A 15,867-nucleotide genomic window follows, 5' to 3' on the forward strand; every position below is an offset into this window, starting at 1 on the left:
TTCGCTCGCCGGGCGTGCTCAGCCCGCGCTCCGGAAGATGACGGCGGTCCCGAGCGCCGCGCTGGCTGGAACGAAGATGTCCCCGGAGGCCGACTCCCTCAGCGGGAAGCCGTTCTCCTCCAGCAGCTTCCGCGCGGCGCCGACGTCCCGCACCGCGACCGCGTAGGCCACGAAGGCCGGGAGCGCGGGGGCGCGCTCCCCCGGCAAGATCGCCTCCAGATCGGAGTCGGCGACGAGGGTGATCCGGGAGCCTTCGAGATCCAAGACGCGCGTCGGTCCGTCGGCGCGGGCGCTGCGGCCAGTGTACTTCTCGTAGCGGCGCTCGACCTCGGGCAGATCAGCTTCGGCCACGCAGAGCACGGAGTCGACGAGGTCCACCGCGCCGTTCGGATGATCCATGTGCAGCTGCGTCTGCAGCAGCTCCGCCTGCAGGTCCTCCGCCATCGCGATCCTCCCCTCGGGGACGCGGCCTGACCCGGCCTCCTCCGGATCGCCGCTGTCGAGCTCGAGCAGGCGGATCGGCGCCATCCGGAGCCCCTCCGCGGTCTCCACCGGCCGCTGCACGGTGTTGACGCCCCCGTGACGGACGCCCTCCGCGCTGAGGCGGCCGGCGAGGGCGGCGGCGTCGGGCGCGCCGAGCACGAGGATGTGCAGGCCCTGGAAGCGCGCGAGGCACGCGGCGATCCTGGCGACCGTCGCGCGGATGGCCTGCATGATCCGCGGCAGGTGCTCGGGGGGAGCCTGGAGGGGGATGATCTTCGCGCCGGCGGGGATCCGGGCGGAGCCGTCGTCGCTGACGCAGGTCATCAGCTCGACAAAGCTGCGCGGGAAGTCGGCGTGGGTGTTCGCCGCGCCGAACGGCCGGGGAGGCTCGCCCTCCGCGGGCGACAGCGCGGGGTAGGCGGGCGGCGACAGATGAAAGCCGAGGCGCCGGTAGAGCTCGAGCCCCTCCTCCATATCGCTCACCACATGGCCTACGTGATGCAGGTGATTGATGTCACGACTCATTCCAGATCACCTCCCGTTCAGATCGCCGTGGAAGACGTAGCCGGTGTGCAATGGTTCCATGAACATCTTGACGAGCGAGGCGCTCACCTGGGCTCGCCTCTCGCCGTTGTCGAGGCCGCGCCCCACGCAGCCCGAGAACGCGACGTAGATCGTGCCCCGGCCGGCGGCGTCCTCCACGATGAGCAGCGCGTCGGCGGGAGGGGGAGCGGGCGGGTGCAGGCACATCTTCGGGTCGGCGTCGGGGTTCGGGCCGGCGGGCGCCTGGTTCAGCGCGGCGGCCAGCGCGGCGGCCTCAGCCCCGGAGAGGCGCGCGGAGGACTGGAGGGCGTCGCCGTGCTCGCCGTAATAGCAGACGGCGATCGAGGTCGGATGGGCGGGCGACAGCGCCGACCGCGCGCCCGGGTGCGTCGCCTCGGGGCGCCTCGACGGGGGGCGCCTGTCGGGGCAGCCGTTGTGGTCGACGCCGGCGAGCTGCACGCTGTCGAGGATCCGGCGCGTGACCTCGGGGTCATGGGTCCGGACGGAGATGAGGATCTTGCGCGAGGGGATCCTCAGCCAGCCGAAGTAGCGGCCGTCCGCGCCCCGCCCCTCGATGCGCTCAGCGCTCACGCCGCCTAGCGACACCTCGCGGTGCGCGAACGCGGGGTCGGCCCCCACGGCGCTCGGCGCGTCGAGCCCGATCTCGGCGACCTCCTTGGTCGGCTTCTCCGGCGTGAGGCACTGGCGCTGCGCCCCCATTCCACGGACGACCGTGGGCCTGTCGCTCATGTTGCAGCCGTAATCGTTGACGGCCCAGTGGGCCGAGACCGAGATCTGCACGCCGAGCGAGCTCTCCTGCCGCCACGCCGCCGGGGCGGCCGGCGGCGGGGGCGTGGCCGGAGCGGCGCTGGAAGGCGCCGGTGCGGGGCGCTCCGGGGGGCGCTCCGGGGCCGGAGAGGCGCCGCAGGCGGCCGATGCAAGCGCGATAAATGCTGCCGCGAGCCCCCGCCGCGTCAAGGAGACCGAGGCAGGAGCGTACGGGCCCCCGATGCCATGACAGATGCATCGACGAGGAGGTCCCGCACGCCGCAGCTCGCGCCAGCGCGGCGGACCGCACGCCAGCGCCGCGGCGCTCACGCCCGCGCGAGGCGACGGCGATGACATGCAGAGGATGCATGGCGGACATGCGGATCCCGATTTTGAAAATGTATTTACAATGCTCCAGATGTCCGTCGGATCCTCCGGGGATTTTGGGCGGGCGTGACGACGGATCGCACCGCCTCGGGAGGCATGGGCCCAACGCGGGCCCAAGGGCCAAACCCCGGGCCTGGGGAGCTCGCCGTCCCGGAGCCGCCCTGCCGGCCCCGGGACGGCGAGCTCCCCGTCCGGGCCCACCGTCCAGCTCCGCCCGTCAGAAAAACCTCGTGATCACGAGGCGTTAGTGTAATTCAAAAAAGATCGCCCCGCGTGTCGATCGCGTGGTCGCCCGTTCGTCGTGACGGTGGAGGCGGGGCCGAGCGGTCGACGCCGCCGGGGCGCTCCTCTTCGAACCGGAAGGAAACTCGACGATGCGATTCATGATCACCGCGGCACGGGCGACCGACGACGCGAAGCACGACGCACAGGCAGCGGAGGATGCGCCCCCGGACGAGGAGCTGTTCGCCGCGTACATGAAATACAACGAAGACATGCAGAAGGCCGGCGTGCTGGTCGCGTCCGAGGGCCTCAATCCCGCCGGGGCGCGCGCGCGCGTCGGGATTTCGGGGGGGAAGCGCGTCCTGCTCGACGGGCCCTTCGCCGAGTCGAAGGAGCTCGTCGGCGGCTTCTACCTGATCGAGGTGGGCTCGAAGGAAGAGGCGATCGCCTGGGCGCTGCGCTGCCCCGTCGGGCTCGGGAGCGCCGAGGTGCTCACGATCCACCAGATGACGGAGCTCTCGGACATCCCGCCGCGGTTCAGGGAGATCATCGCCGAGGTGGCGCCGACGTGGAGCGTGTCCTTCTCGAGGGCGCAGTAGGCCGGGCGGCGGTCTGGGCCGATGGGCGTTCGATTTTTCTCCCCCGCGTTTTTTTCAGCGATGAGTTTCCTCGGGCAGCGGGGTCTATGGGGTACAGCCGGTCGGGATCATGACGCCGGCTGTCGCCGGGGACGGCGGCGGCGCTCGGGGCATGCGGCCTTCGTCGCCGCCGCGACCGGGAAGAGCGGTTCGAGCCGCCGGATGAGACGCTGCACGAGCTGTCACGAAGGGAGAAGGAATATGGTCATGAAGCGCGTCTTGATCGCGATGTGCCTGTTCGTCGCTGCATGTGGGGGTGAGGAGGACGACGCGCCCGTCGCGTGGGAGGACATGAGCTTCGATCAGCGCTTCGCGTTCATGGAGGATGTCGTCCTGCCGGAGATGAAGGAGACCTTCGTCGCGTTCGACGCGAAGTTCGAGGGAATGACGTGCGTGACCTGTCACGGCAGCGGCGCCGCCGACGGGACCTTCGCGATGCCGAGCCCCGACCTCCCCCCGCTCCCCGCCACCGAGGAGGCGTTCGCCGAGTACGTGAAGGATCCGGAGATCGAGCGGTGGGGCACATGGATGTTCGAGACGGTCATGCCTCGGATGGCCGATGTGCTGCAGATCGCCGCGTACGACCCGATGACCAACACCGGCGACTTCTCGTGCAATGGCTGCCACACGCTTGAGGGAGTCGAGCAGTGAAACCGCCGGGCACGCCGCCGGCGGAGATGCAAACGTAGCGGATGGGTGGGTCTCGACGTCGAGCGTGAAAGGTGAAAGGCTCCGGCGGCGACAGCTCAATGCGCTCGGCAGGCAGATGCTCGGGCAGCTTTTGCCCTCCGCGCGGGCGGATGTGACGCCCCTTGTCCCCGCCTCCGGATGAGCTGCCCGGCGCTGTCCGGGGCAAACGGTGATCACGTGATCACGAGGGGCGGTGAGCGTGAGCGCCGAGGAGGCTCCGGGTGAGCGGCCCCCGTCGACGAGCAGCTCGTGCAGCGCCTCCTTGAGGTGCTCCTCGTCGACCGCCGTGCCGCGCCCCGCGTCGCGCGCCGCCCACCGCCTCGGCGCCCCGCAGAGTTGCTCTCTCGCACGCTCGATCTCCTGTACCCTGCGGGCATGCGACCTTTGGTCCAGGGGCTCGCCTCCGCCCTCGCGCTCTCCTGTTCCAGCGGCACCTCGACCGAACACGCTGCTCCACCTCCCACCGCCGCTTCCACCCCTGGCACCAGCCCGACCATGACATCGAGCACATCTACCTTCGTCGATCTCGTTCTGACCCTTCCCACCGGGCTCACCCTCCAGGCGGATACCCGCGAGGAGGTCTCCTCCCTCATCCCGGGGAGCCCCGCCGTGGAGCACTTCCGGAGCTACCAGGACGCCTCCGGACAGGGCCTCTATTTCTTTGCCTGGGAAGGTGCACCCACGCGCGACCGAGGCCCCATGAAAGCCGTGGAGACCTGGAAGGTCCAGGTGGGCGCCGCCGATGCCACCGTCAGCCGCACCAGCCACTTCTTCGGCCATGAAAGGGAGGTCCTCGTCGCCCACGTCGAGGGGCCTCCTCCCGCGCGCCGCAGGTACATGATCTACACCACCCGCCTCGACCGCGCCGTGTTCGATGCCCTGCTCGCGGCCATCCGTTTCTCCCCCAGGTGATCGGCGATGCCCGAGATGCGAACGGAAGATGCGCGCGCGTTCCACGAACACGGACCCAAACACATGCGGAGAGCGGCGCACTGGCGGCCGTGGCGAGGATGGGATCCCCATCGGCGCCACCGCCAGGAGCACGCGCCGGAGCAGGCCGCCGTCCTTGCCCGTGGTCGCGGTGCTCACGAGGACCGTGCCGGGCTGGACCGTGCGGGGCGTCGAAGCCTGCATGGTCAACCCCGGACCAAGGCCCGGACAACCCTCGGCGTGGCTTCGGCAACGCCGCGCGCGTGGGGGAGCGCAGCGTGCTACAGAACCGGTCATGAGCGGCGATCGCGAGCAGGAGGCGGGGAGCTCGGCCTCCGGGACGGCCGCGCGGCGCTCCGGCTGGGTGGAGGCGAGCGACGTCGAGCGAGAGGTCAAGGCACCAAAGCCGATCCACGCCTTCGGTCACGTCGTCGAGCTCATGGTCGTCCTTGGCGTCGTGTGGGGCATCGTCTCTGTCCTTCTGCGAAGCTGCCAACTCGTTGATTGGTGAGGTGTCGCCCAGGTTCGTCCCTGGTTCGCCGCTCCCGCGCCTTCCGATCGGCTGCGCCCTGACGCTCCCGGCCCGCGGCGCGGCGCCGGCCAGGGCGCCGCGGTAGCCGGCGCGCCGGCGAGCGGTGGTGGCCGGCGTTGCCGCCGTGGCGGCCGGCGTGCCCGCCGTGGCGGCCGGCGTTGCCGCCGTGGCGGCCGGCGTTGCCGCCGTGGCGGCCGGCGTGCCCGCCGTGAGCGCCGGCATGACTGGCTGGACCGGCGCCGCGCTACCCGTGGGCGGGGGCCTGGTCAGGGGAGGCGGCGTCGGGCGTGGCGCTGCAACTGCTGAGGAGCGCGGTGAGGGCGGCGCAGGAGGCGGCGGGGCGAAGGTGGCGGTGCATCCGCGCTCCCTACCAAGAACCGCGGGCCGGAGTCCCCTGCGGGGCGCTGTCGCGCAAGTTGCGCAAGCTCTACCCCATTTGAGCAAGCCCCTGCCCGATCCGGACCGCCCGGGGACCGCGGAAAGGCGTGAACCCCGCAAAAGCCGCGTGGCCCGACTCCTGCCAAGGGAACCACGCCTCCGCAACACGGCGACGGACCCCCGATGGCGCGTCGCCGAGGCGTCCTCGACACGGCGATCGCCGCGTCGAGCAACGCGTCGATCCTTCGCTTCGACGCTGCGCATGTCGCCGCCGCGGAGGGAGGTGCTCGTGCATTGCAACCGCCTCGCCGGGAACGGCGCGGCCCCACGGAGAGACATCATGAACGTTCAGCGTCGTATCAACAATCATCGATTCGCCTCCGCGCTCTGGCTCGCGCTCTCGATGGCCCCGTTCGCCGCGGGCTGTCAGGTGGAGGTGGCCGACGAGGCCGTCGAGCCGATCGCCTCCGAGGCGCAGGAGGCGAGGGCAGGCGGCACCATCTCGGTGGCCCTCTGCGGCGGCCTGCTCGGCCTCACCTGCAAGCCCGGCTTCTTCTGTGATTACGAGATCGATGCCATGTGTGGCGCGGGCGATCAGTGGGGCGCCTGCACGCCCATCCCGAAGATGTGCACGAAGGAGTACGACCCTGTCTGCGGCTGCGACGGCAAGACGTACGGCAACGAGTGCGCGGCGAACGCGGCGGGCGTGTCGGTGGCGTCGCTCGGCGCGTGCGGGGCTCCCGAGGAGCAGGCGTGCGGCGGCATCGCCGGCCTCGCGTGCGAGCGCGGGTTCTTCTGCGACTACGGCCCGGAGGCCCAGTGCGGCGCGGGCGATCAGACGGGCACCTGCGAGCGCATCCCGGAGGCGTGCCTGGACGTGTACGACCCGGTCTGCGGCTGCGACGGGAAGACGTATGGCAACGCCTGTTACGCGAACGCGGCGGGCGTGTCGGTTGCGTCGTCCGGCGAGTGCGGGGATGTCGGGGAGCAGGCGTGCGGCGGCATCGCCGGCCTCGCGTGCGAGCGCGGGTTCTTCTGCGACTACAGCCCGGAGGCCCAGTGCGGCGCGGGCGATCAGATGGGCACGTGCGAGCCCACCCCGCAGGCCTGCCTCCATGTGTACGATCCGGTCTGCGGCTGCGACGGGCGGACGTACAGCAACGCCTGCACCGCGAACGCGGCGGGGGTGTCGGTGGCGTCGCGCGGCGCCTGCGACGCGCGCCTGTGAAGCGCGGCGCCTGCGACGCGCGCCTGTGAAGCGCGGCGCCTGCGACGCGCGCCTGTGAAGCGCGGCGCCTGCGACGCGCGCCTGTGAGTGGGCGCTTTGGGCACCCTCTGCCACACCGGCGGTGGAGCGGATGATCCGATCGACGCACAGCAGGGCGTCGGCCCCTCGATTCTCCTGAATCGAGGGGCCGACTGCGCCTCGCACCGCGCTGAAAGCCAAAGAAGCGCACGCTCGCGCACCCGTCGCGCCACCTCGCTGTCATCGTCCTTTGAAGGCGGCGGCGCATCGTGGAAGCGCACGCCCATGGCGGTCTTCTCGAAAACGCCGTCGATTGCCAGCGTGTGAAAATGGACGTGAACGTTCAAGCTCGAGCCGAATCTCTGAAGGAGGGTGGCGGGTCTATCTGCGGCCCGCGCGACCGCCGAAGCCCGCGCTGCGCAGGTGCAGCGCGGGCAGCGCGGCCGGCTGCCTGGTAAACTCGCAGGCGATGGAACTCACGCCCGCCTTCACTTATCCCGCGCAGGTGCCCGTGCTGCTGCGCCAGCAGGGCTATGCGGTGCTCAGCCCGCAGGGCGTCGCCGAGCTCACGGGCTGCGACCTGGGCGAGCTGCATGCGCTGCGGCCCTCCTGGGACGACCTGCCGCCGGACCGCTACCTCAAGGACGGCGGGCGCTACCGCAGCCGGCGGCACTCGTGCTTCGTGGTCGAAGGCGGCGCGGTGCGCCAGGCGCCGCGTCGCGCGCACTGGCAGCCCGTCGAATACAACGCGCTGCACGGCGGCATGCAGCGGTGGTTCGAGCCGATGCAGCCGCAAGTGGTGGATCCGCCCGCCTGGGCGCGCCTGCTGCGTGCGCTCGGGCAGGTCGCTTCCGGCCGCAAGGGCGAGCAGCCCTGGTTCGTCGAGGCGCACCAGTTCCGCATCGATACGCAAGGGGGGATCGGCCGCCCCACGCCGGAAGGCGCGCACCGCGACGGCGTGGATCTCGTGGCGGTGTTCCTCGTCGGGCGTGAGGGCATCAAGGGTGGCGAGACGCGTGTCTTCCAGGCGGACGGGCCCGCAGGCCAGCGATTCACGCTCACCGAGCCGTGGAGCCTGCTGTTGCTGGACGACGAGCGCGTGATCCACGAGACGACGCCCATCCAGCCCGCCGGCGAGCTCGGCCATCGCGACACGCTGGTGCTGACGTACCGCGCGGGCGGCTTCCAGGGCGCCTGATCATGCTCTCCCGACGCACCTGCGCTGCCGTCCTCGCCTCGCTCGCCGCGGCCCGCTGCGTCCCCGCCCCGACGCTCGCCCCGGCTCCGGCTCCGGCGGCCGCGAGCGGACCTCCTCCCGCTGCCCCTCACCGCCCTCCGCCCGAGGCGACCACCGCCAACGCCGGCGCGGCGCGCTGCCAGCTCCGCGGCCCCTCCGATCTTGGCGCCCTGGCCGCCGGAGGCGCCTTCGCCCTGGGCTTCGGCGACCGCGGCGGGCTCGCGGTGTGGGCCGGCCCTGGAGGCGCACGCGCGAGGCCGCTCACCGCATTCGCGGAGCCGGTGGGCGCCGAGGTCGCGCTCGCCTTGCCGAAGGACGCGGCGCCGCGGGAGGTGGTGCCCGTCGCCGGCGGCTTCGTCGTGCTCGCCCAGCGCCTCGCGGTGCGCCCGCTCGCCTGCGCGTCGCGCTGCGTCGACGCGACCTGCTCCTCGTGGCCGGCGGGCACGCCGCAACCGCACGTCTGTTCCCGGCCCTGCTGGCGCCCGTGTCCCGGGCTCGAGCCGGTTGGCCTCGTCGCCCAGCGCACCGACTCCGCAGGATGTGCTCTCGGCGCGTGGGTGCCTCTCCAGGGCGGCCCCTTCGACATCGAAGCCGTGATCCCCGGGACGGACCGCGCCTTCGCGCTCGTCACGGGCAAGGACTTCATCTCAATCCACGTGCCGGCCGCACGCGCGCCGGCCGTGCGCTCGTGCGCCGCACGCGCGCCGGCCAGCGACGCTCTCGAGGTGACAAGGAGCGAGCTGCCGGCCGCCGACTACGCGCTTCCCGTGCGAGGCTCCGGCCCGCCGACCCTCCTGCTCCTCGACGAGGGCGGCGCGCTGCGCGTCGTCGGCCCCGGCGGCGTGCGCTCGGTACAAGGCAACTTCACCGACGCGCTCTCCGGGCGGCTCCTCGACGCCCGCCTCCAGGCCCGCTGGGGGCCCGACGGCAGGATCCACGTCGCGCGGCAGGTCTGGCTGATCTCCATGGATACCGTCCAGTACGCCGTCCTCGACGCCATCGACGCTCCCGGCGCGGCCAGCGCCGGCGGCGCCCTCGACCACCTCGCGCTGCGCCTCGACGGCGCCGCCGAGCGCGGCGCGCTCCGGACGCCCTTCGCCGAGTACGTCGAGCCACACGGCGAGCGCGGGCGCTTCCGGCGGCGAACGTGGCTCCATCGCACCGTCGGCGAGGACATCGACCTGCGCGCGGCCGATCCGGACGCCAGCGACGCGCGCGCGCGGGTCGCCTGGTCCGGCGAGGCCTTTGCGATCACCTACGCCGTTCCGCGTGGAGGCGTCGCGGCGCTCCGGGCCGTTGCCGCCGACTGCTCCGGCGCCAGCGCAGGCGGCAATACCGCGGAGACGCAGGCTACGCAGGACTGACCAGGACCCGAATCGACGGCGCCCTCCGCCCGCTCCGCCCGGGTCCGAAGTCCGGCGTGGGCTCGATCCGCCGGACGTGGACCGTCGCCTCGACGTGCGCGCCGAGATCGTCACCCTCGCTCCCGGAACGCTTGCAGCGGCACCACGGGTGCGCTGGGCGGCAGCCCGTCCTCGTCCTGCCCCGGCCGGACCGACGAGCGCAGGAAGCCCCGCGACGTCCGCCATCGCCTGCAACGCGCCCTGGCCGAACACAAATCCTCCCGTCGCCGGCCGGCGAAGACGCGCCGGCTCGATCCGGTTTTGTTCGGCGCTCCAGGAGCTGCACTGACACTCTCACAAGAACCGTCTCAGGGGGGCCAGCTCACGATCTGCGCGAGCATGCGCTCCTCGGGAACGACGTCGCGGCGAGGTGCCGGCAGCGCGCCTGGATCATCCGAGGCGCGCGGCCGCCGCAGGCGCTCGAAGGCCGCGAACGCCTGCGAGCGGTTCTACGAAACGCGCGCCGGATAACCACTTGTTGAACGAAACCGCGCTTCGCGCGGTAGCAGTCAAGCCGCGAGCTCTTACTTGAGCCCAGGTGATTCGTGCAGCAGCGTTCCGAGCGCATCTTCTGGAACGGTGAAGTCGCTGCCGGACTCTGACGGTCTCCACCCTCGCTGCAATGCATACTCGATGACCCGTCGTACGAGAGCCGATGAGACGACGGTTTCTTGATGAGGGGTGAGCAGGGAGACGACGCCGTTCCCGCAAGGAACGGTCACCTCAGCGTGGTGGATGGGCGTGCGATAGACCGGCACCCACGCGAGCAGCTTCTGACCACGACCGCCTTCATGCTGAACGACGAGGGTGAGCCTGCGGGCCCTGAGGACATCGTCCCATGCGGAGGCGTTCTCAATCCAACGCTCCGGCTCGGTAACGAGCCATCGGTAGCGCTCGTCGTCGATCACAATTGTCCGGGCTCGGCGAGGAAGACCCATGCCTGCGAAGTCTACTCGAACAGGCTGCGTCGCGCCCGAGGCTTGAAACAGCGGCGTCCTCCCTGGACGGTCGAGCCGCCAAACACAAACCGCGCGTCCGCTGGCGCCGACTGGATCTCGATCAAGCCGGCGCGATCCCCAGCCACCGGCACCGCGGCAGCCAGCTGGGCCTGCTTCGACGCGCGCGCCCGCTTCGGTGACTGTCTGCGCTCGAGACCGGTTTCTCTGGCTGGATTTCCGACGTGCGGAACGATGGAGCCATCGCTCATCTCGCGCTCCGGCGCGATCCTGTTGAAGCGGTCGGAACCGAACGTCCCTGAGCGTCAGCGAAGGACACCGCGGCCCGCCTACCTGCGCAGGAGGCGCCCCTGCCGGGTCTTGCCCGTCGGCGCGCCGTCCTGCGCCACCACCTCGCCGGTGATCAGGACGGCGCGGATCCCCGACGGCGGCGCGTCGGCCCGCCGCGGCGTCGTGTTGTCCGCCACCGTGGCCGGATCGAACACGACGAGATCCGCCCAGTGCCCGGGCAAGATGCGCCCCACGTCGCGGAGCCCGATCCGCTCGGCGGGCAGCGAGGTCATCCGGCGCACGGCCTCCTCGAGCCGGAACAGGCCGACGTCGCGGCTGTAGTGGCCGAGCACCCGCGGGAACGTGCCGAACGACGCCGGGTTGTGCTGGCCGCGCCGGGTGAGGATCGCGTCGGTCTCGAACGCGCAGAGCGGGTGCGAGAGCACGGCCCGGAGCGGCTCGTCGTGCGCATCGACGCCCGAGTACGTGTTCAGGAGGACGCGCGCCTTGCCGTCGCTCACGCGGGCGACGTGCACGTAGGCGTCGAACTCGCTCCCGCCGAGGCGCCCCGCGATCGCCTCGAAATCGAGCCCCTCCAGCGCCGCGAGCTCCGGCGCTCCGCCCCAGAGCAGCCGGATGTCGGCGTACGAGAGCCCGAGGAGCCGCCGGAACATCGCGAACTCCCGCCGGAGCCGGCGGAGGACGGCCGGGTCGTCGATGCGGGCGCGGAAGTCGTCGAGCACCCAGGCGGGGAAGAGGGCGTTCACCGTGGTGTTGCCGACCGTGTAGGGGAACGCGTCGAAGGCGGCGTCGACCCCCCTGTCCACGGCCCGCTCGATCGCGCGGAGCACCCAGGGCACCGTGGGCCACGTCCGCCGGCCGATGAAGATCTGGTGCGAGAGCTGGATCTTCGCGCCGCTCTCCTCGGCCAGGCCGAGCAGCTCGCGGACGGAGCGGAGGTTGTGCGGCGGGCCGAGGAGCAGCGGCCTGTAGAACGGCGATATCCATGTGTAGGCCCGGCCGTGGACGGTGAACACGCCTCCTTCGTCCGCCACCGCCCGGAGGAGGGTCAGGAGCTCGTGCCTTCGCGCGAAGACCCCGGGCGTGTAGGCCAGCCCGGCGGAGAGCCCGAACGCGCCCTCGCGGAGCGACGCGCGCGCGAGCGCGCAGAGCGCGTCCATCTGCTCCTGGCTCGGGGGAGCGGCGCTGTTGCCCATGACCGCCTGGCGGAGCGTGCCGTGGCCGACCAGGAGCGCCGCATTGACGAGCAGCCCGCCGGCCTCGAGGGCCGCCAGCAGCTCGCCCATCGAGCGCCACCGGTAGGCGAGCGCTCCGTCCTTCAGGATCTCCGCGGAGTGCTCCACCAGCGGAATCGACGCCTCGGTGACCGGGGCAGGGGAATGACCGCAATTGCCCGCCACCACGGTCGTGATGCCCTGGGCGACCATCGGCGCGAGGACGTCCTCGTGGTCGGGCAGCGCGAGCAGCCAGTCGACGTGCGAGTGGATGTCGATGAAGCCGGGCGCGACGGCGAGCCCGCTGGCGTCGAGCGCCCGCCCTCCCGCGAGCGCGCCTGGCCCGGCGATCGCGGCGACCTTGCCCTTCTGGATCCCCAGGTCCGCCACGAAGCGAGGCTGGCCGCTGCCATCGAGGATCGTTCCCCGCGAGATCACGAGATCGAAGTCCATCGGCACGCCTCCTCGAGGAGCTCGCTCGCCGGCCACGCGGGACCGTGGGAAGCCCACCGGACCGGGGCACGGCCGTGGAGCGGAGCATGAGCTCCGCGCGGGCCGCGCGCCCCCCGATCCGGGCTCCGTGGAGCTCGCGTCCCGGCGGCCGCGCCCTTCGGGCCGCTGCCCTGCCAGCATGAGCCCGTGTGCTCGTCCGTTCGCGCTCGCGCCGCGCGCCCGTCGCATGAGCCCGCCGGTGTGCAGCCCGAGCCCAGCGACCTGCCCCGGCCGGGTCCAGGCCGCGTCGCGCAGTGCAGTTCGCTCCGGGCGACCCCGCGAGATCGCCTGGCCCCGCGATTGTATCCGCGGCTGTCGCAGTCCTGCTGCGGGTCGACTCGACCCGCGAGAGACGGGGGGAGTCCATGGATCGAGCAGCGAGCGCGCCGCGAGGCGGGCGTCTCTCTCTGCGCCCGCTCGCCGAGCGGCCGCGGTGCAGCATCGTCATTCCCTGTTACAACGAGGAGCGCTACATCGAGGACGTCCTCCGCTGCGCCCTCGAGCAGCGTTATCCTCCAGAGCTCCTCGAGATCTTCGTGGTCGACGGCGGCTCGACCGACAGGACGCGGGAGCTCGTCGGCCGCGTCGCGGCGGAGGATCCACGGGTGACGCTCCTCCACAACCCCGACCGGATCCAGGCCGCCGCGATGAACATCGGCATTCGCCGGGCGCGAGGTGAGGTGATCGTCCGGATGGACGCCCACGCCGACTACGCCGGCGACTACGTGGCTGCGTCGGTCGCGGCGCTCCGGAGGACCGGCGCCCTCAACGCGGGCGGCGCGGCGCGGCCGCGCCACCGGAACGGCTTTCAGCGGGCGCTCTGCGCCGCGCTCTCGAGCCCCCTCGGCGTGGGCGGCTCGGCGTACCGGGACCCGTCGCGCGAGGGGTTCGTCGAGTCGGTGTTCAACGGGGCTTTCCGGCGCGAGGCGTTCGAGATCGCCGGCCTCTACGACCCGGCCGCCATCACCAACGAGGACGCCGAGCTGAACCAGCGCATCATCGAGGCTGGCGGCGCGGTCTACCTGTCCCGGGAGATCGTCGCCTATTACTACCCGCGGTCGTCGTTCGCCGCGCTCTTTCGGCAGTATTTCGCGTATGGCAAGGGGCGCGCGCGCACGCTGCTGTGCCGCCGCAGGTTCCTGTCGCTCCGGCCGGCGCTGCCGTTCTGCATGGTGACGGCCGGAGCGCTGCTCGCGCTCGCGTCAGCGCTCGCGCCGGCGGTCCGGCCGGCGCTGGCGCTCGCCTCGCTCGCCTATGCCGCGCTCGTGATCGCGGAGTCGCTCCGGCTCGCGCGGCGCGCCTCGCCGCGCGATTTCCCCCTGCTGTGCGCCATCTTCCCCGCGGTGCACGCCGCGCACGGGCTCGGGTTCTGGGCCGGCCTGCTCCGCGGCGCGCGGGACGGCGCTGGCCGGCGCGAGGCCGAGCGCCTTCCGGCGCCGTGAGCGCGAGCAGCGCGGGTGATCCCCGGGTTCAGCGGCCCGGACGCGGCACGAGCGGCGGCGCGGCGCGTTGATCGCCAGCGTTCGCTTTGGTATGTTCGCGCCGTGAGCGTACGCGGGACGTCGTTTGCATCGTTCTCCTCGGTCGCGGCCGAGCTCATCGAGCTGTCCCGCTTTTGCCATGAGCGCGGCTGGACGCCGGCCACGAGCGGCAATTTCTCCGCCCGGCTCGGCGACGGCTCCCTCGCGATCACGGCGTCCGGGCGGCCCAAGGGCGCGCTCGGCGTGTCGGACATCGTCGTCGTCAATGCGGACGGCCGCCTGACCGGGCCCTCGCCGGCCCGCCCGTCGGCCGAGACGGCGCTGCACTGCCAGCTTTACCGGCACTCCAGCGAGATCGGCGCCGTCGCGCACACCCACTCGCGGGCGGCGACGGTGCTGTCGCGCCGGTGCGCGCAGGAGGGATACGTGACCCTCTCGGGCTACGAGGTGGCGAAGGCGCTCTCCGGGATGACGACGCACACCGCCACGGTGCTCCTCCCGGTCTTCGTCAACACGCAGGACATCCGGAGGCTGGCGGAGGACGTCGATGCGTTCATGTCGGCGCATCCGCCCGTGTACGGCTACCTCATCGCAGGTCACGGCCTGTACACGTGGGGGTCGGACATCGCGAGCACCATCCGCCACATCGAGGCCATCGAGTTCATGCTGGACTGCGCGCTGCTGGAAGGGGGGCTATCATGAGCCGATTGCGGGTTTACCGGGAGAGCGACCCGACGAGGGCCGACGAATACACGACGCTCGAGGACATCGCCCGCGTCGCCGCCGAGGCGCAGATCCGCTTCGAGCGCTGGTCCGCCGAGCGCCCGCTGCCGCCGGGGGCGGCGCAGGAGCAGGTGCTCGAGGCGTACGCGGGGCCGGTGAAGCAGCTCTCCGAGGCGTGCGGGTTCGTGACGGCGGATGTCGTGTCGGTGTCGCCGGGCACCCCCAACCACCCCGAGCTCAGGCGGAAGTTCCTGGACGAGCACATCCACACCGAGGACGAGGCGCGCTTCTTCGTCGAGGGGCGAGGGCTGTTCTGCATTCATCACGGCGAGCGCGTGCTCTCGTTCCTCGTCGAGAAGGGTGATCTCATCAGCGTACCGGCCGGGACGCGGCACTGGTTCGACATGGGGCCGGAGCCCTCGTTCACCTGCATCCGGTGGTTCTCCGACCCGAAGGGGTGGGTCGCCGAGCACACCGGGTCGGACATCGCGTCGCGCTTCCCGCGGCTCGAGGCGTGAGCGTGGCGGCGCTCCCTGCGCGCGCGGTGCTGGTCGACATCGAGGGGACGACGACCGACGTGCGCTTCGTGCACGACACGCTGTTCTCCGTGGCGCGCCGGGATCTGGCCGCGTACGTCGCGGCGCACGCCGGGGGCCCGGAGGTCGAGGCCGCCCGGCGCGCGGTCGCGCGCGAGCGGGGCGAGAGCGAGCAGGCGGTGAGCGACGGCGAGCTCGCGGCGGCGCTGCTCGCGTGGATCGACCAGGATCGCAAGGAGACGACGCTGAAGGCGCTCCAGGGCAAGATCTGGCGCAGCGCCTACGAGTCGGGGGGGCTCCGGAGCCACGTGTATGCGGACGTGGAGCCGGCGCTGCGGAGATGGCGAGACCTCGGGGTGACGCTCGCCGTGTTCAGCTCCGGGTCCGTCGAGGCGCAGCAGCTCCTCTTCCGGCACACGACGGCCGGCGATCTCACCGGCCTGTTCACGGCGTTCTTCGACACGACGACCGGGCCGAAGCGAGAGGCGGGGGCCTACCAGCGGATCGCGGAGGCGCTCGGGCTGCAGCCGGGAGAGGTGCTGTTCCTGTCCGACATCGTGGCCGAGCTCGACGCCGCGGCGGCCGCCGGCATGCGCACGGTGCAGCTGCTCAGGCCGGGGACGGCGCGGGACGCGGAGAGCCGCCACGCCGTCGCGGAGCGCTTCGACGACATCGCGCCGTAGCTCGCCCGGCGGCGGCTCGTTCCGCTTGGCGCGC

16 protein-coding genes and 1 pseudogene are annotated in these 15,867 nt (G+C 72.1%); 11 read left to right on the forward strand and 6 right to left on the reverse strand.

Translation table 11 applies throughout. From position 1 onward, the window contains the following. Window positions 1–18: 18 nt before the first annotated feature. Complete coding sequence (locus WMF34_RS08100; protein WP_437992920.1) at window positions 19–1,008, reverse strand: VOC family protein; 990 nt, start codon at window positions 1,006–1,008, stop codon at window positions 19–21. A gap of 6 nt (window positions 1,009–1,014) precedes the next feature. Beyond that, window positions 1,015–1,827 carry a hypothetical protein gene (locus WMF34_RS08105; protein ID WP_437992921.1) on the reverse strand — a complete coding sequence of 271 codons (813 nt, stop codon included), beginning with the start codon at window positions 1,825–1,827 and terminating at the stop codon, window positions 1,015–1,017. A gap of 728 nt (window positions 1,828–2,555) precedes the next feature. Between WMF34_RS08105 and WMF34_RS08110 the strand changes: the two genes are divergently transcribed. From WMF34_RS08110 to WMF34_RS08130, 5 genes are all read left to right on the forward strand, one after another. Continuing rightward, window positions 2,556–3,002, forward strand: a complete 447-nt coding sequence (locus tag WMF34_RS08110; protein ID WP_437992922.1) for a YciI family protein — start codon at window positions 2,556–2,558, stop codon at window positions 3,000–3,002. 246 nt (window positions 3,003–3,248) lie between these two features. Beyond that, window positions 3,249–3,692: a hypothetical protein gene (locus WMF34_RS08115; RefSeq protein WP_157906528.1), complete on the forward strand. Its 444-nt coding sequence runs from the start codon at window positions 3,249–3,251 to the stop codon at window positions 3,690–3,692. A 534-nt stretch (window positions 3,693–4,226) separates the two neighbouring features. Beyond that, complete coding sequence (locus WMF34_RS08120; RefSeq protein ID WP_437992923.1) at window positions 4,227–4,643, forward strand: hypothetical protein; 417 nt, start codon at window positions 4,227–4,229, stop codon at window positions 4,641–4,643. Between the two features lie 313 nt (window positions 4,644–4,956). Beyond that, entirely contained in the window at window positions 4,957–5,172 is a 216-nt protein-coding gene (locus tag WMF34_RS08125) for a hypothetical protein (protein WP_044964313.1), read from the forward strand. 739 nt (window positions 5,173–5,911) lie between these two features. Beyond that, on the forward strand, window positions 5,912–6,799 hold the full coding sequence (locus WMF34_RS08130) for a Kazal-type serine protease inhibitor family protein (protein ID WP_437992924.1): 888 nt from the start codon (window positions 5,912–5,914) through the stop codon (window positions 6,797–6,799). Window positions 6,800–7,116: 317 nt separating this feature from the next. Here WMF34_RS08130 and WMF34_RS08135 read toward each other — a convergent pair. Next, window positions 7,117–7,179: pseudogene (locus tag WMF34_RS08135) on the reverse strand (transposase); the annotation flags it as partial. 107 nt (window positions 7,180–7,286) lie between these two features. Here WMF34_RS08135 and WMF34_RS08140 point away from each other — a divergent pair. Next, window positions 7,287–8,015, forward strand: coding sequence for a 2OG-Fe dioxygenase family protein (locus WMF34_RS08140; protein WP_012234178.1), 729 nt, complete (start codon window positions 7,287–7,289; stop codon window positions 8,013–8,015). Between the two features lie 2 nt (window positions 8,016–8,017). Beyond that, window positions 8,018–9,418: a hypothetical protein gene (locus tag WMF34_RS08145; RefSeq protein ID WP_012234180.1), complete on the forward strand. Its 1,401-nt coding sequence runs from the start codon at window positions 8,018–8,020 to the stop codon at window positions 9,416–9,418. A 563-nt stretch (window positions 9,419–9,981) separates the two neighbouring features. Here WMF34_RS08145 and WMF34_RS08150 read toward each other — a convergent pair. From WMF34_RS08150 to WMF34_RS08160, 3 genes are all read right to left on the reverse strand, one after another. Then, entirely contained in the window at window positions 9,982–10,365 is a 384-nt protein-coding gene (locus tag WMF34_RS08150; RefSeq protein ID WP_437992925.1) for a hypothetical protein, read from the reverse strand. A gap of 41 nt (window positions 10,366–10,406) precedes the next feature. Beyond that, window positions 10,407–10,664, reverse strand: a complete 258-nt coding sequence (locus tag WMF34_RS08155; RefSeq protein ID WP_437992926.1) for a hypothetical protein — start codon at window positions 10,662–10,664, stop codon at window positions 10,407–10,409. 78 nt (window positions 10,665–10,742) lie between these two features. Further along, on the reverse strand, window positions 10,743–12,371 hold the full coding sequence (locus tag WMF34_RS08160; RefSeq protein WP_437992927.1) for an N-acyl-D-amino-acid deacylase family protein: 1,629 nt from the start codon (window positions 12,369–12,371) through the stop codon (window positions 10,743–10,745). Between the two features lie 404 nt (window positions 12,372–12,775). Here WMF34_RS08160 and WMF34_RS08165 point away from each other — a divergent pair, with 404 nt between their 5' ends. The 4 genes from WMF34_RS08165 (at window position 12,776) to mtnC (ending at window position 15,833) form a co-directional block, all read left to right on the forward strand. Next, window positions 12,776–13,852, forward strand: coding sequence for a glycosyltransferase family 2 protein (locus WMF34_RS08165; RefSeq protein ID WP_437992928.1), 1,077 nt, complete (start codon window positions 12,776–12,778; stop codon window positions 13,850–13,852). A 102-nt stretch (window positions 13,853–13,954) separates the two neighbouring features. Beyond that, window positions 13,955–14,593 (forward strand): methylthioribulose 1-phosphate dehydratase, encoded by a 639-nt coding sequence (locus WMF34_RS08170; RefSeq protein ID WP_012234184.1) that lies wholly within the window; start codon window positions 13,955–13,957, stop codon window positions 14,591–14,593. Beyond that, window positions 14,590–15,132 carry a 1,2-dihydroxy-3-keto-5-methylthiopentene dioxygenase gene (locus WMF34_RS08175; RefSeq protein WP_012234185.1) on the forward strand — a complete coding sequence of 181 codons (543 nt, stop codon included), beginning with the start codon at window positions 14,590–14,592 and terminating at the stop codon, window positions 15,130–15,132. The genes WMF34_RS08170 and WMF34_RS08175 overlap by 4 nt, the downstream gene beginning before the upstream one ends. A 2-nt stretch (window positions 15,133–15,134) precedes the next feature. Further along, entirely contained in the window at window positions 15,135–15,833 is a 699-nt protein-coding gene (gene mtnC / locus WMF34_RS08180) for an acireductone synthase (protein ID WP_437992929.1), read from the forward strand. Window positions 15,834–15,867: the final 34 nt, after the last annotated feature.

Source organism: Sorangium sp. So ce145, assembly GCF_051525985.1.
GTDB classification, from domain to species: Bacteria; Myxococcota_A; Polyangia; order Polyangiales; family Polyangiaceae; genus Sorangium; species Sorangium cellulosum_B.

What these genes read in the sequence shown, in the direction of transcription:
- WMF34_RS08100 (WP_437992920.1), bottom strand. Translation starts at nt 1,008, where the DNA reads ATGAGTCGTGACATCAATCACCTGCATCACGTAGGCCATGTGGTGAGC.
- WMF34_RS08120 (WP_437992923.1), top strand. Translation starts at nt 4,227, where the DNA reads ATGACATCGAGCACATCTACCTTCGTCGATCTCGTTCTGACCCTTCCC.
- WMF34_RS08125 (WP_044964313.1), top strand. Translation starts at nt 4,957, where the DNA reads ATGAGCGGCGATCGCGAGCAGGAGGCGGGGAGCTCGGCCTCCGGGACG.
- WMF34_RS08115 (WP_157906528.1), top strand. Translation starts at nt 3,249, where the DNA reads ATGAAGCGCGTCTTGATCGCGATGTGCCTGTTCGTCGCTGCATGTGGG.
- WMF34_RS08130 (WP_437992924.1), top strand. Translation starts at nt 5,912, where the DNA reads ATGAACGTTCAGCGTCGTATCAACAATCATCGATTCGCCTCCGCGCTC.
- WMF34_RS08165 (WP_437992928.1), top strand. Translation starts at nt 12,776, where the DNA reads ATGGATCGAGCAGCGAGCGCGCCGCGAGGCGGGCGTCTCTCTCTGCGC.
- WMF34_RS08160 (WP_437992927.1), bottom strand. Translation starts at nt 12,371, where the DNA reads ATGGACTTCGATCTCGTGATCTCGCGGGGAACGATCCTCGATGGCAGC.
- WMF34_RS08145 (WP_012234180.1), top strand. Translation starts at nt 8,018, where the DNA reads ATGCTCTCCCGACGCACCTGCGCTGCCGTCCTCGCCTCGCTCGCCGCG.
- WMF34_RS08140 (WP_012234178.1), top strand. Translation starts at nt 7,287, where the DNA reads ATGGAACTCACGCCCGCCTTCACTTATCCCGCGCAGGTGCCCGTGCTG.
- WMF34_RS08110 (WP_437992922.1), top strand. Translation starts at nt 2,556, where the DNA reads ATGCGATTCATGATCACCGCGGCACGGGCGACCGACGACGCGAAGCAC.
- WMF34_RS08155 (WP_437992926.1), bottom strand. Translation starts at nt 10,664, where the DNA reads ATGAGCGATGGCTCCATCGTTCCGCACGTCGGAAATCCAGCCAGAGAA.
- WMF34_RS08175 (WP_012234185.1), top strand. Translation starts at nt 14,590, where the DNA reads ATGAGCCGATTGCGGGTTTACCGGGAGAGCGACCCGACGAGGGCCGAC.